General features: G+C 57.8%; 10 protein-coding genes and 2 tRNA genes. 8 read left to right on the top strand and 4 right to left on the bottom strand.

All coding sequences use genetic code 11. The features are described from left to right. Window positions 1–29: 29 nt before the first annotated feature. A complete protein-coding gene (locus POR16_RS16810; RefSeq protein ID WP_122349616.1) occupies window positions 30–3503 on the bottom strand; it encodes a hybrid sensor histidine kinase/response regulator in 3474 nt (1157 codons plus the stop codon). 243 nt (window positions 3504–3746) lie between these two features. On the opposite strand from POR16_RS16810, the gene POR16_RS16805 reads away from it, so the two are divergent. Further along, window positions 3747–5621 carry an MFS transporter gene (locus tag POR16_RS16805; protein WP_005892156.1) on the top strand — a complete coding sequence of 625 codons (1875 nt, stop codon included), beginning with the start codon at window positions 3747–3749 and terminating at the stop codon, window positions 5619–5621. A gap of 59 nt (window positions 5622–5680) precedes the next feature. On the opposite strand, the gene POR16_RS16800 is transcribed toward POR16_RS16805, so the two are convergent. Continuing rightward, a complete protein-coding gene (locus tag POR16_RS16800) occupies window positions 5681–6628 on the bottom strand; it encodes a bile acid:sodium symporter family protein (RefSeq protein ID WP_005892158.1) in 948 nt (315 codons plus the stop codon). 105 nt (window positions 6629–6733) lie between these two features. Beyond that, complete coding sequence (gene rdgC / locus POR16_RS16795; RefSeq protein WP_005892159.1) at window positions 6734–7654, bottom strand: recombination-associated protein RdgC; 921 nt, start codon at window positions 7652–7654, stop codon at window positions 6734–6736. 171 nt (window positions 7655–7825) lie between these two features. On the opposite strand from rdgC, the gene POR16_RS16790 reads away from it, so the two are divergent. Further along, a tRNA-Val gene (locus POR16_RS16790) sits at window positions 7826–7901 on the top strand. A gap of 21 nt (window positions 7902–7922) precedes the next feature. After that, window positions 7923–7999, top strand: a tRNA-Asp gene (locus POR16_RS16785). A gap of 199 nt (window positions 8000–8198) precedes the next feature. On the opposite strand, the gene POR16_RS16780 is transcribed toward POR16_RS16785, so the two are convergent. Beyond that, complete coding sequence (locus POR16_RS16780; protein ID WP_005892160.1) at window positions 8199–9008, bottom strand: isocitrate lyase/PEP mutase family protein; 810 nt, start codon at window positions 9006–9008, stop codon at window positions 8199–8201. A 337-nt stretch (window positions 9009–9345) separates the two neighbouring features. Between POR16_RS16780 and POR16_RS16775 the strand changes: the two genes are divergently transcribed. The 5 genes from POR16_RS16775 to POR16_RS16755 all read left to right on the top strand — a co-directional run bounded on the left by POR16_RS16775 (window position 9346) and on the right by POR16_RS16755 (window position 14217). Next, window positions 9346–9741, top strand: coding sequence for a hypothetical protein (locus tag POR16_RS16775; protein ID WP_005892161.1), 396 nt, complete (start codon window positions 9346–9348; stop codon window positions 9739–9741). A 280-nt stretch (window positions 9742–10021) separates the two neighbouring features. Continuing rightward, entirely contained in the window at window positions 10022–11212 is a 1191-nt protein-coding gene (locus POR16_RS16770) for a CaiB/BaiF CoA transferase family protein (protein WP_005892162.1), read from the top strand. 57 nt (window positions 11213–11269) lie between these two features. Then, complete coding sequence (locus POR16_RS16765; protein WP_005892163.1) at window positions 11270–11659, top strand: VOC family protein; 390 nt, start codon at window positions 11270–11272, stop codon at window positions 11657–11659. Between the two features lie 168 nt (window positions 11660–11827). Next, window positions 11828–13240: a DUF4329 domain-containing protein gene (locus POR16_RS16760; RefSeq protein ID WP_024669501.1), complete on the top strand. Its 1413-nt coding sequence runs from the start codon at window positions 11828–11830 to the stop codon at window positions 13238–13240. A gap of 206 nt (window positions 13241–13446) precedes the next feature. Continuing rightward, the gene (locus POR16_RS16755; protein WP_005892165.1) at window positions 13447–14217 is read left to right on the top strand and encodes a BamJ family beta-barrel-assembly machinery protein; all 771 of its coding nucleotides are present in this window, start codon (window positions 13447–13449) and stop codon (window positions 14215–14217) included. Window positions 14218–14513 lie beyond the last annotated feature (296 nt).

Here is a 14513-nt window from a genome sequence, read left to right as displayed (position 1 = left end):
CGCTTGGGCGGGCAACCCTTATCCCTTCCTTAATCCAGATTCACATGCCGACTCAACAGCGCTCGCAATGCGGCAGGCTTGACCGGCTTGGGCAGATAATCGAGCCCGGCGGCATGCACTTGGGCGATCAGCTCCGGTCGACCGTCGGCGCTGATGAGTACGCCGGGTACTGGCTGACCCAGACGGGTGCGTAACCAGGCCATCAGTTCAGTGCCGGTTTCACCCTCATCCAGGTGGTAATCCACCAGCGCAATCTGCGGCCTCATGCCGTTGTTCAACAGCACCTCGCATTCCTGGCGGTTACGAGCAGTCCAGACCTGACAGCCCCAGCGCGACAGCAGGCTGTTCATGCCGATCAGGATGCTGTCTTCATTATCGATGCACAGCACTTGCGTACCGTTCAGCGCAGGCCGGCTGATGTCTGCCTGAGTGGCAGGGATCGGTGCCTGAGCGGTGGCCAGTGGCACGCGTACGCTGAACACGCTGCCTTTACCGGTCCACGAACGCACCTGCAAAGGGTGCTCGAGAATGCGGCACAAACCATCCGCAATCGCCAGCCCCAGGCCCAACCCCTTGGCTGCGTGGGTCTTGTGGCTGTCGAGGCGTTTGAATTCCTCGAATATCACAGTGCGCTTGTCTTCGGGTATGCCCGGACCGCGATCCCATACTTCAAGGCTCAGGCTGTCACCATGGCGCCTGACGCCCAGCAGGACAGGGCCCTTGGCGTAGCGAAACGCATTGGTCAGGAAGTTCTGCAGAACGCGACGCAGCAGCTTGATATCACTGTCGACGCGCAGTGAACTGCCCCTGACACGGAACGCCAAACCTTGCTCGCCGGCCAGCGCCTTGAACTCGGCGCCCAGCGTGTCGAACAGCGCATTCAGCGGGAACGGCTGGCGATCCGGCGTGATCTTGCCGTTTTCAAGGCGAGAAATGTCCAGCAGGTCGCTGATCAAGTCTTCGGCGGAGCGCAATGAACTGTCCAGATGCTGGACCAACTGCTGAGCGTCTTTGGCAAGACCGTCCTGTTGATGGGACAGCGCTGCGGAAAACAGCCGTGCAGCGTTCAAGGGTTGCATCAGATCGTGGCTGACCGCCGCCAGAAAACGGGTTTTCGATTCGTTGGCGGCTTCAGCCGTGCCCTTGGCGTCGGTCAATGCCTGATTGAGTTGCGACAGCTCGTGGGTGCGCGCTGCGACGCGCTGCTCGAGGCTTTCGTTGACGCCCTTGAGCGCCTGCTCTGCGGCGCGAAACTCGGTAATGTCGGTAAAGCTCATGACGAAGCCGCCGCCCGGCATCGGGTTGCCGATCAGCTCGATCACCTGACCGTTGGGGAACAGCCGCTCCGAGGTGTGGGCACGGCCCTGGCGCATCCAGTGCAGACGTCGTGCGACGTGGACTTCCGCTTCGCCTGGCCCGCACAGTCCACGTTCGGCGTTGTAGCGGATGATGTCGGCAATCGGCCTGCCCACGCCGATCAGGCCTTCCGGGTAATTGAACAGCTCAAGGTAGCGACGATTCCACGCTACCAGTCTCAACGACTGATCGACCACGCTGATGCCCTGGGTGATGTTCTCGATGGCACCTTGCAGCAGCGCGCGGTTGAATTGCAGCACCTCGGAGGCCTCGTCGGCGATGCGCACCACGTCTTCAAGTTGCATCTCGCGGCCTTCGATAGCCGCTTTTACCACTGCGCGTGTCGAAGAGGTGCCCAGTACGCCTGCCAGCAGCCGTTCGGTATGGGCGATCCAGTCGCCGTCGGCGTTCTGGCTGGGGTTGAAGCGCTTGCCTTGCCGGTCGGCAAAACGGACGAAGCTCTGTTGTGCCCGATCCTCGCCGACAAAACGTGCTGAAAGACTGAGCAGGTCCTCGATCTGCACCGCCAGCAGCGGCCGGCTGTAGTCTCGCCCCTGAGTTTCCTGGCCGATGAAGCGGCCCGCCTGCCAGTGCTCGGTCACCCGCGTGCGTGACAGCATCGAGACCCAGGCGAACAGTGTGCAGTTGCCCGCCATCGACAGCACAACGCCTTGGGTCATGGGCGAGATGGGCAGATTCAGCGGGTTATTGTGCAGCCAATTCAGCAGCGGAAAACTGCTCAGTGACCAGCCCATGCCGTGCGCGGCGACTGGCAGCACCAGGGTGTAGAACCAGATGAAAATCCCGGCTGCCAGACCCGCGAATACGCCACGGCGATTGGCCTGCTTCCAGTACAGCGCGCCGAACATGGCCGGCGCCAACTGTGTAATTGCCGCAAAGGCGATCTGGCCGATGGTCGCCAGGCTGGCGGTCGACCCCAGCATCCGGTAACTGACATAGGCCAGCAGCAGTATCATCACGATGCTGATGCGTCTGACCGAGAGCATCCAGTGACGAAACGCTTCGAACGGCCGCTCGGTGTTTTTGCGCCGCAGCAGCCACGGCAGCAGCATGTCATTGGAGATCATCGTCGACAGAGCCACGCAGGCTACGATCACCATGCCGGTGGCCGCCGAAGCACCGCCGATGAAGGCCAGCAGAGCCAGTGACGGGTGCGCGTGCGCCAGCGGCAGGCTGATCACGAACGAGTCCGGCAGCATGGAGTCAGGCAGCAGCATCTGTCCGGCCAGCGCAATCGGCACTACAAACAGGGCCGCCAGCGCCAGATAGGCCGGGAACACCCATTTGGCGAGATTGAGGTCTTGAGGCTCGATGTTCTCTACCACGGTCACGTGAAACTGCCGGGGCAGGCAGACAATCGCCATCATCGCAACGCCGGTCTGCACGAACATCGACGGCCAGTTGATCGTGTCCTGCCAGTATTCCTCAAGGCGCGGCGCGAGCTTGGCCTGATTGAACAGGTCATCGAACCCGTCATACAGGCCGAACGTCACGAACACACCGACCGCCATGAACGCGAACAGCTTGACCAGTGCTTCAAAGGCGATTGCCAGCACCATGCCACGGTGGTGTTCGGTGACATCCAGGTTGCGTGCGCCAAAGACAATGGTGAACAGTGCCAGAATCAGCGACACCACCAGCGCCGTATCCTGAGCGCGCGTGCCGGTCGAGTCGGCGACTGCGCCGATCAGGATATTCACGCCCAGCACGATGCCTTTCAGTTGCAGCGCAATGTACGGCAGCATGCCGATCAGGCAGATCAGCGCCACCATCACTGCCAGTGACTGCGATTTGCCATAGCGCGCGGCGATGAAGTCGGCAATTGAGGTGATGTTTTCCTGCTTGCTGATCAGGACCATTTTTTGCAGCACCCAGGGCGCCAGGACCATCAGCACGATCGGCCCCAGATAAATCGGCAGGAACGACCATAGCTGCTCGGCGGCCTGACCGACTGCGCCAAAGAACGTCCAGCTGGTGCAGTAGACCGCCAGCGACAGGCTGTATACCCAGGCGCGCATCGTCGGGCGCAGTGAAGCGCTGTACCGATCACCATAAAAGGCAATGGCGAACATGATGGCCATATAGGACAAGGCGACGGCCGCAATCAGCCCGCTGGACAGCGACATTTCAAATTCCACACCGTATCGACAGCACGCAGTCTCGCACGATGCACACGGTTCGTCTTTGTCGACCAAGGTCGAGCGTGGCAGGGTGTCGCAGCGGTCTCTCGAACGCCTGCTGTGAAAGGGAAGGGCGCCAGGTGATGTGTAAAAGGAAATGTCCTATCGACATTCACTGAAGTTACGTCTTCAATGTGCCTCGGATTGGCGGTTGCGTCAGTTCGCCCCAGCCTCTCAGGACCATGGACGATGAGCCAACAGTCGCAATTCAGCTTGCTCGGGAAACGTCGTTTCCTGCCATTTTTCATCACGCAGTCTCTCGGCGCGTTCAATGACAATATCTTCAAGCAGTCATTGATTCTCGCCATCCTTTACAAGCTGAGCATCGACGGGGATCGCTCGATCTACGTCAACCTGTGTGCCTTGCTGTTCATTCTGCCGTTCTTCCTGTTTTCGGCACTGGCCGGGCAGTTCGGCGAGAAGTACCCCAAAGACAAGCTGATCCGCATCATCAAGTTCGGCGAGATCGTCATCATGACGGTCGGCGCTGCAGGTTTTCTGTTCAATCATCTTGAGCTGATGCTGGCGGCACTGTTTGCGATGGGCACGCATTCTGCGCTGTTCGGGCCGGTCAAGTATTCGATTCTGCCGCAGCACCTGCGTGAGAGTGAGCTGGTTGGCGGCAACGCGCTGGTCGAGATGGGGACGTTCCTGGCGATCCTTGCCGGCACCATCAGTGCGGGGGTGATGATGTCTTCCTTGCACTACGGCTGGATCGTCTCGGCGGCGACTGTGCTGGTGGCATGCCTTGGGTTCATTGCCAGTTTCGGCATCCCGAGCGCCTCTGCCGCTTCACCCGAGATGAAGCTCAACTGGAACATCTTTACCCAGTCCTGGGCGACCTTGCGGATGGGTTTGAAGCAAACTCCTGCCGTATCGCGTTCGATTGTCGGTAACTCGTGGTTCTGGTTCGTCGGTGCTATTTACCTGACGCAGATCCCGGCCTATGCCAAAGAGTGGATGTACGGGGATGAAACAGTCGTCACCCTGATCCTTACTGTGTTTTCCATCGGTATTGCATTGGGCTCGTTGCTCTGCGAGCGCTTGTCCGGGCACAAGGTCGAGATCGGTCTGGTGCCGTTCGGCTCGATGGGCCTGACGATTTTCGGTCTATTGTTGTGGTGGCATTCGGGCGGTTTCCCGCAAAACGTGCAGGCCAACGACTGGCTGGCAATACTTTCCTACGGGCAGGGCTGGCTGGTGCTGTTCGACATTCTGGGCATCGGCGTGTTCGGCGGCTTTTATATCGTGCCGCTGTACGCACTGATCCAGTCAAGAACCCCGGTCAAGGAGCGGTCACGAGTCATTGCGGCCAACAATATTCTCAATGCGCTGTTCATGGTGATCTCGGCGATCGTCTCGATCCTGCTGCTGAGCTTTGCCAAGCTGTCGATTCCGCAGCTGTTCCTGGCGGTTTCGCTGATGAATATCGCGGTGAACATCTACATCTTCAAAATCGTCCCCGAGTTCACGATGCGCTTCATGATCTGGCTGCTTGGCCATTCCATGTACCGAGTCGAACACCGTGACCTGAACCGGATTCCAGATGAAGGTGCGGCGCTGCTGGTCTGCAACCATGTTTCCTTCGTCGACGCGCTGTTGATTGCCGGGGCGGTGAGGCGGCCAATCCGGTTTGTCATGTATTACAAGATCTACCAGTTGCCGGTGCTCAACTTCATCTTCCGCACCGCGGGGACCATTCCGATTGCCGGGCGCAACGAAGACATGGAAATCTACGAGCAATCGTTCAAGCGGATCGCACAGTACCTCGCTGAGGGTGAGCTGGTGTGCATCTTCCCGGAAGGCAAGCTCACCACCGATGGCGAAATCAACGGTTTCAAAAGCGGCATGAGCCGTATCATCGAGGAAACCCCGGTGCCGGTGATCCCGATGGCGCTGCAGGGGTTATGGGGCAGCTTCTTCAGCCGCGACCCCAGCAAGACGTTGTTTCGACGCCTGTGGTCGCGCGTGGTGCTGGTCGCTGGTTCGCCTATTGCCGCAGATGTTGCAACGCCGGTGGATGTGCGCGAAGCGGTCAAAGCGCTGAGAGGGGCGGTGCAGTAGTAGCTGCACTGGCCTGAATGTTGTAACGCTGTGCGTCGCCCTCGGGTGACGCACACGTATCAAAGGCCCGGCTTGTCGTCTTCTTCCGGCATCTTCCTGAAATACGTCGACAGCAATGCACCGGAAATATTGTGCCAGACGCTGAACAGCGCGCTTGGCACTGCCGCCAGTGGCGAGAAGTGTGCGCTGGCCAGTGCTGCCCCCAGGCCTGAGTTCTGCATGCCGACTTCCAGTGCTAGTGACTTGCGTTGCGGCAGTGGCAGTTTGAACACCTTGCCGGTGAAGTAACCCAGCAGAAAGCCGAAGGTATTGTGCAGGATTACCACGGCCATGATCAGCAGGCCGGATTCGGCGATTTTCGCCTGACTGACCGCGACTACGGCGCAGACGATCATCACGATGCTCACTACCGACACCAGTGGCAGAACGTCCGCGGCGTAACGGACCCGCGCGCCCAGCAATCGCTGGGCGACCACGCCCAATACAATCGGCAGCATGACCAGTTGCAGGATCGACCAGAACATATCGAGGAAGGACACCGGCAGCCACGCCGACGCCAGCAACCAGATCAGGGTCGGGGTCAGCAGCGGGGCGAGCAGGGTGGTGACTGCAGCGATTGCCACCGCCAGCGCCAGATCACCCTTTGCCAGCCAGGCCATGACGTTGGATGAAGTGCCGCTCGGGCAGCAACCGACCAGAATCACACCCACGGCGATTTCCGGCGGCAGTTGAAACACCTGACACAGCAACCACGCCACGCCGGGCATGATCACAAAATGCGCGATCACGCCCAGTGCCACGCGCCAGGGGTTACGCGCAACTTCAGAGAAATCTTCGAGTTTCAGGGTCAGGCCCATGCCGAACATGACCAGCCCCAGCAGCGGCACAATCCAGCTTTTCAGGCCGATGAAGACCTGCGGGAACAGAAACGCCAGGATGGCGAACAGCAGCACCCAGTAAGCAAAGGTATTACCGACAAACCGACTCAAGGCTGCCAACGCACGCATGGCTCGTTCCTTCCTGTTTGAATAGTTGGTGTGAAATGAATGCGCCGTCTGAAAAGACGGCGCGGTGTTTCAGGCATCAAGGTTCGAAGCAACCGCGAGCGGGTATCAGATCCCTTGCGGAATTTCTTCGCCGCCCAGTGCTTCGAACAACTCCGGCAGAAACTCGCCGAAGGTCAGCATCATCAAGGTGAAACTGGCGTCGAGCTGGCCCAGCGCCTCATCGCCGCCGTCCTGTTCAGCCTGATCTTGCAGCAGGTCTTCGAACTTCAGGCGCTTGACCACCAGTTTGTCGTCCAGCACGAACGACAGCTTGTCCTGCCAGGCCAGCGACAGCTGGGTGACGACCTTGCCGGTGTTCAGGTGCAACTGGATCTCGTCGCTGGTCAGGTCCTGACGCTTGCAACGTACAATGCCGCCATCTTCATGGGTGTCGCGCAGTTCGCATTCGTCCAGCACAAAGAAGTTGTCCGCCGCTTTCTGGGTCTTGACCCAGTCGGTCATGGTCGCGCTTGGCGAAACCTTGACGGTCAGCGGACGTACCGGCAGTGAGCCGATGACTTCACGCAGGGTCGACAGCAGGTCTTCCGCGCGTTTCGGGCTGGACGCGTTGACCAGGATCAGACCCTGTTTCGGCGCAATGGCGGCAAAGGTCGCGGAGCGGCGTATAAAGGCACGCGGCAGGAAGGCCTGGATGATTTCATCCTTGAGCTGATCGCGTTCCTTTTTATAGACCTTGCGCATCTGCTCGGCTTCGATCTCGTCGACCTTTTCCTTGAGTGCGTCGCGTACGACGCTGCCCGGCAGAATGCGCTCTTCCTTGCGTGCGGCGATCAGCATGAAGTCCTGGCTGATGTGTACCAATGGAGCGTCTTCGCCTTTGCCGAACGGAGCGACGAAACCATAGGTGGCCACCTCCTGGCTGGCGCAAGCACGGGCCGGTTTGGTCGCAAGTGCTGTCTCCAGCGCTTCGGCATCAAAAGGCACGTCTTGGGTCAGGCGATAGACAAGCAGGTTTTTGAACCACATGAGGTGAATCTCTCTTTCTATACAAAGGCGGGCATTATTCGCTCCTAAGCTGCTTCGGCCAACCCTGCACAGCGCGTTTGTAAGCCTTTGGAAGGATTATAAAAATTATTTAAAAAATCGCTTGCCAGAGCACAGGTCGCTCCGTAGAATGCGCGCCACACCGAGAGTGAAGGGTGATTAGCTCAGCTGGGAGAGCAGCTGCCTTACAAGCAGCGGGTCGGCGGTTCGATCCCGTCATCACCCACCAAACTCACTTTTAGTGTTACGCGCAGCGGTAGTTCAGTCGGTTAGAATACCGGCCTGTCACGCCGGGGGTCGCGGGTTCGAGTCCCGTCCGCTGCGCCATATTCAGCTTCAAGGTCCTTGAACTCCTTGAAGCAAACAGAAAGCCCGCTTTGTGCGGGTTTTCTGCTTTCTGATGCTTTGAAAAGCACATCTTTGATTATTTGGCGTAAAGGCAACTGCCAATTGTGTTGATGCCTGTCCCGGTTGATGTCGTTTTTCCAGGCTGGCGTCTTGTATCGCCAGCCCGTGCAGACATTCATTATTCGGTTTTAGTCGCCATCAAGGCGTTCACCTCACCGTAGGTGTGTGCTTTAAGCGCATGGGTGTCGAGTTGGCCTCTGTCGAGAAAGCTGCGCGCCAACCCGGCCATTGCACCCTGCAGAAACTCGGCGATGCTCGAGCCGGCGCTCAATCGTCTGACGCCCAGACGCTTCAACTCTTCTACCGATGGCAGACTTTCCCGCGACAGCAGGTTGACCGGTAACGTGCTTTCAAGGCAAATAGTGCTGATGTCGCTCGACGTTACAACGCCTGCCGCAAATAGCCCGTTCGCCCCGGCATCGGCATACAGTGCTGCGCGTTTCAGAAGTTCTTCCAGACGTTGTTCGACGGGGAACAGATTCTTTAAATAAACATCGGTTCTTACATTGATAAACAGCCTGACGCCGGTCAGGTCTGCCACCTTTTTAGCAACGTCGATCTTGCGCACAAGCAACTCCGGAGAGTTTGTGCCGTCTTCGATATTAATGCCTACCGCCCCTGCGGCAATCACGGCATGGATTACTTTTTCGACCTGTGCCGGATCATCCGAGTAGCCGCCCTCGATATCTACGGTGAGCGGGACGCTGAGCACGCGTGCCATTGACCTGACGGTAGTGCTCAGCAGGTCGAGTGGCAGCTTGTTGCCATCCGGATAACCATGCGACCAGGCCACTGCCGCGCTGCTCGTCGCCACCGCCTTGGCGCCCAGGCTTTCGACCATGCGCGCGCCGCCCGCATCGGCTACGTTGGCGAGGATCAGCAGTCCATTTTGATGCAAGTTGTGAAAAACAGTATCCAGTGCAGTCATTACAATTCAACTCCTTCGAGACGCGGCTTTATATGGCAAGGTCCGGTTGACTGTTACAGCGCGGCACGGCTTCTCATACAGCGCAGTATCGGTTGTTTCAGCACATCATCAGGTAAGACGTTGTCTTTTACAATGTCAGTCATTTCCTTATTTATTGAAATTGGTGGCTCGCTCTCCGTTTGGACTGATCCAGCCCTTGATTTCTCTTCTTTGCTGGTATTAGCTGGTTTTACGAGTCGGCACCCTAAGTGGTGCTGGCCGAGTGCTTGATTACCTGATTTTATATAATCGCCCGGTCAGGGCGGTTGAACACTGCCTATTCAAATAAGGAAGTTATATGAACACGTGTCTAAAACTGTTATTGGCCGTTTCGGTCATGGCAGCCTCCGTCAGCGCCCTGGCCTCGGCTGCGCTGCACACTGCAACTATAGACCAGCACGGCACTGTCGTTGCTCAGTCTTCCCCATGGATCAAATCCGTTAGCTACAACAGTCAGAGTGATTACTTTGCGACGTATAAAGTATTCTTCAAAGAGGGACAGTTTGAAAAGTCCCCTGGTTTCTGCGCCGTGTCGTCTATTGACACCAGTGATTATGAGCGCCTGTTCTACGGCCACGCCAAGTTGGGCGGCGCTGCTACAACAAAAGAAGTCAATGTATTGGGCCTCATGGTAGGCAAGCGCGGCGCTTCGGGGGATTCCTCGATGAGTTTCCAGTTGGCGTGCAGTAACTGAATGAGTGGGCCTCGCTTCATGCGAGGCTCATAACTTGGAGTGGCGCCGATTAGCACTGTTGATTTCCAGGACCACTCATCATGCAATTGCCTGCCTGCCACTGGTTATCTGACAAAGCTGAGCTGTGATGGCAAACTGGAGTTAAGTGGTCGCCCTTAATATTGGCGCTTTGATAGATCGTCTCTGCGCTGACTGTTTTGTAAACGGCTAATCCCCCGGCTTTCCATTCAGCGCGTTTGCGCCGATCATTCGTCCATTCCCTCACAAGAATGGACGTGTCATGAATCTACCTTTGCAAGGCATCAAGGTGGTGGAGCTGGGCCAGCTTATTGCCGGGCCTTTTGCGGCGAAGATCCTTGCCGAGTTCGGTGCCGAAGTCATCAAGGTCGAGCCGCCGCTGACGGGTGACCCATTACGCAAGTGGCGTCTGCTGCATAACGGTACTTCCGTCTGGTGGGCGGTGCAGTCGCGAAACAAGCAATCGGTAACCCTCGATCTGCGTCAGCCCAAGGCGCAGGAAATGGCTCGGCGGCTGATCCGTGATGCCGATGTGCTGATCGAGAACTTCCGCCCCGGTACGCTTGAAAGCTGGGGCTTGAGCTGGGAGGAGCTGCATGCGCTCAACCCGAAGCTGATCATGTTGCGGGTTTCCGGCTACGGGCAGACCGGCCCTTATCGGGACCGGCCTGGTTTCGGTGTGATAGGCGAGGCAATGGGGGGGGTGCGACATTTATCGGGTGAGGTGGGGCGCACGCCGGTGCGTGTCGGTGTGTCGATCGGTGATTCGCTGTCTGCGCTGCACGGCGTTATTGGCATCCTGCTGGCTTTGCGTCACCGCGAGCAAAGAGGTGGCGACGGTCAGCAGATCGACGTCGCGCTGTACGAGTCGGTGTTCAATATGATGGAGAGCCTGATTCCAGAGTACTCAGTATTCAATACGGTTCGTGAGCCGGCTGGCAGCAGCCTGCCAGGTATCGCCCCGACCAATGCTTACCGCTGCAATGACGGCAAGTACGCCCTGATCGCGGGTAATGGCGACAGCATCTATCGTCGTCTGATGGAGAAGATAGGTCGCATGGACCTTGCCAACGATCCTGAGCTTGCGCACAACGAGGGCCGGGTCAGGCACGTGGCGCGCATTGATGCGGCCATCTCGACCTGGACCGCCGAGCGCTCGCTTGACGATGTGCTGGCGGCCCTTACAGAGGCGCGTATTCCAGCGGGCAAGATCTACGACGCAGCGGACATAGCCAGCGATCCGCATTATCAGGCGCGAGATATGCTGCTGCAGACCACACTGGATGACGGCACCCCAGTCACCGTGCCGGGCATTGTGCCCAAGCTGCTGGACACGCCAGGACAGGTCCGGTCGCCCGCACCGACACTTGGGCAGCACACCGATGTAGTGCTGGAAGCACACGGTATCGATGCCGACACCCGCGCAGAGTGGCGTCGGTTGGGCATCATCTGATCCATAATCTCGCTGCTGACGTAAACAAAACTCTATTTTTCAAACGGAGCTGATCCCGTGATTGATCATCTGGACCATCTGGTATTGACCACCGCTGACATTGACGCATGCAAGGATTTTTACGTGCGCGTGATGGGCATGACCCCTGAACGCTTTCGTCAGGGCCGTCTGGCGTTCCGCTTCGGCAATCAGAAAATCAATGTGCATGAACGCGGCAGAGAATTCGAACCCAAGGCTCATCTGCCCGTGCCGGGTGCGCTGGACCTGTGTTTTATCGCCAGCGTTCCGCTTGAACAGGTGATCGTGCACCTGAGCGAGCAGGAATGGCCGATTGAAGAAGGGCCGGTTGATCGCACCGGGGCGACAGGCCCTATCCGCTCGGTGTACGTGCGTGACCCGGACCTGAACCTGATCGAAATCTCCGAGCTCGTTGGTCCCGGTATCTGACCCTGCAGCTTGGAGCGTTTTGCTGGTCCTGAGCGGTTTCACCACCAGGACCAGGCACGTCGCGAATCATAAGCCCCGGTTCGCGGTGTCATATCCCGCTATGTCATCTCGCCCCTTCAGTTTGCTTACGCTCCTGACTCGATCAGTCAAGCTCAAGGAGCTGCAAACATGTACCTCAGAACAAAACGTCCCAAGCGATCCGCAGGTGATCGGGGGCATCCGGCCATGCCGACGCTCAGCGCACCGTTCGATCATCCTGACGAGGCGGCGCGTTACGCCCACGAGCGGATAGGCAATCGGCGTGACCGTGAATACGGCGGCTTCATTCTGGTTCGGGACGACGGCAAGTACGTCGCGACCGAGCCCATGAATGGCAGTCAGTTCAGTTTTGACCCGAATGAAGTGTTCCCTCGCAACGACGAGGAAGGTTATGTGCTTTATCCGGAAGGGCATGACGACTATGCGATCTACCATTCCCACCCTTCATTGCAGGCTGGGCTTGAAGAGTGGCCGGAGCCCGAAAAGGTCACGTACCCGAACAGTTTTTCAGCGGGCGACATTTATGCGGTGATCTCTGACGAAATCTGTCCGGCGTTTTATCTGTCCGGCCCTGACGGCTCGTTGATCAAATACACACTGTCCCATTCCGCCGCTGAGACAGCGTTGTTCGCGCGCGTGGCCGGCCCCTCAGGCATACCTCACCTCAGCAGGCTTAGCGAGGTGCAACGGTCATTACAGAACCTCACGCTTATGCCCAGCGACGTAGTACGCCTGCTGGCAGCTGCAGGGGACTTGCAAGTCGTGGTACCAAGCCTGTTGTGGGGGCGCGCTGGAAAGGTCTCAGCCGACTGGCGACCTTTTCCCGGCCAGCTTGCCTCTGATGAACCAAGAGTCTCTGCGCCCGCCACCTGTGAAGCGGTGTTGCCGCCCGTACCGTTGAGCCTGAGCCCTCAATTCTCCAGTGCCGATGATGGCGCCCGTTACGTGCACGGCCAGATCGGCGCTCGTATTCATTCGCCGATCATCGGGTTTCTGCTGTTCAATCCGGTGTTGCGAACCTACCTTGTCGCCGAGCCGATTCTGGAGGACGGCTATCCGGTTTATGCGCCGTGTTCGGTGTTTCATCCGGATGCCTTTTACCGACCCGCGTTGCCTGCCGGTTACCGCGTCGACGGGATGTATTTTTCACCCGCCAACCTGGCAGCGGAGGGCGGGCATGAAACGCAGCGTCCGTTCTTCGAGCCAGACGACCTGCACCGGGTGTTCACGTATCGACACATCCCCGCAAAACGGCCAAAGGGCTTACCGATTCGCTACGGGTTCGAGATGTCGGCGATTTATTTCCTGGCTGGCGACGGTGCATTACTCTGTTACACACCCAGCAAGTCCGTTCAGGAAAATCAATTGGCGCAAGGTGTGTCACGGGTCTATTCGGGGGCTCAATCCATACAAGCGCAGCTCGCGGCCGGCACGATCAGTGCGGACGAATTCGTTCGTCATGTCGCGCGAGCCGGTCATCTCCGGGTCTTGCAGACCAGCAAGAGCTGGCCTGTCGCAGGGGTGATCAGCCATATGCCCTGAACTTTTTGCAGCCTGACTGCGCTTTACGCGAGGGACTCGCAAACTGAACTGCAACTGAACAATGCGGTGTCGAGCCGGGAAAACCTTTGGATACCTGAACTTATCGGCTTTTTCTCCCTCTCATGCCGGTAGCCATTGATCGCGGCGGCCTGATAAGCTCGCGGCTTTACTCGTTTGCCCTTTTGGCGCATGAACAAGGAATTAGCATGAAACAGCATCGGTTGGCAGCGGCGATTGCCCTGGTCGGTCTGGTACTCGCAGGTTGTGATAAGCAGGCCAGCACCGTAGAGCTGAAAACCCCAGCACAAAAAGCGTCCTATGGCATCGGTCTGAACATGGGCAAAAGCCTGGCTCAGGAAGGTATGGACGATCTGGATTCCAAAGCTGTGGCTCTGGGTATCGAAGACGCTGTTGGCAAGAAAGATCAGAAGCTCAAAGACGAAGAGCTGGTTGAAGCGTTCTCTGCTCTGCAGAAGCGTTCCGAAGAGCGTCTTGCCAAGATGAGCGAAGAAGCATCGGCAGCGGGCAAGAAATTCCTCGAAGAAAACGGCAAGAAGGACGGCGTGGTCACCACTGCCTCCGGTTTGCAGTATCAGATCATCAAGAAAGCCGATGGCCCACAGCCTAAGCCGACTGATGTTGTGACTGTTCACTACGAAGGCAAGTTGATCGACGGCAAGGTCTTCGACAGCTCTGTAGATCGCGGTAGCCCGATTGACCTGCCGGTAGGTGGCGTGATCCCGGGTTGGGTCGAAGGTCTGCAACTGATGCACGTAGGTGAGAAGATCAAACTCTTTATCCCTAGCGATCTGGCCTACGGTGCCCAGAGCCCGAGCCCGGCGATCCCTGCCAACTCGGTTCTGGTCTTCGATCTGGAATTGCTTGGCATCAAGGATCCGGCGGCTGCACCGGCACCTGATGCTGACGAAGAAGAATCAGCTCCAGCTGCTTCGGCTTCGGCTCCGGCCAAGAAGTAACGCAACACCTGGCTACGAAAAACGCCCTGTCTCGACAGGGCGTTTTTTTGTGCATTTTATTTCTCGAACGCTTGGCCGTCCTTACAGTCCCACTATCATGGCTGCAGCGATGAGGATTGTTCGACAGTCGGGCAGGTTCATTGCGTCTTTCCAGAAGACCCGCAGAGTCAACATTTTTTGCAGTTTTTTTGTGAGTAAAAAACGCCCGATCTAACTGCGGCCCCACGGAAACGGGGGGTTCAGGCATTAAAAAAGCGGCTGTTCACAAGGTTATCCACAATTATTGTGGATAACCT

This window comes from Pseudomonas coronafaciens pv. oryzae str. 1_6 (assembly GCF_000156995.2).
Classification (GTDB): domain Bacteria; phylum Pseudomonadota; class Gammaproteobacteria; order Pseudomonadales; family Pseudomonadaceae; genus Aquipseudomonas; species Aquipseudomonas tremae.
Note: the sequence above shows the minus strand (reverse complement) of the source record. Positions and strands in the feature narration are given on the sequence as shown.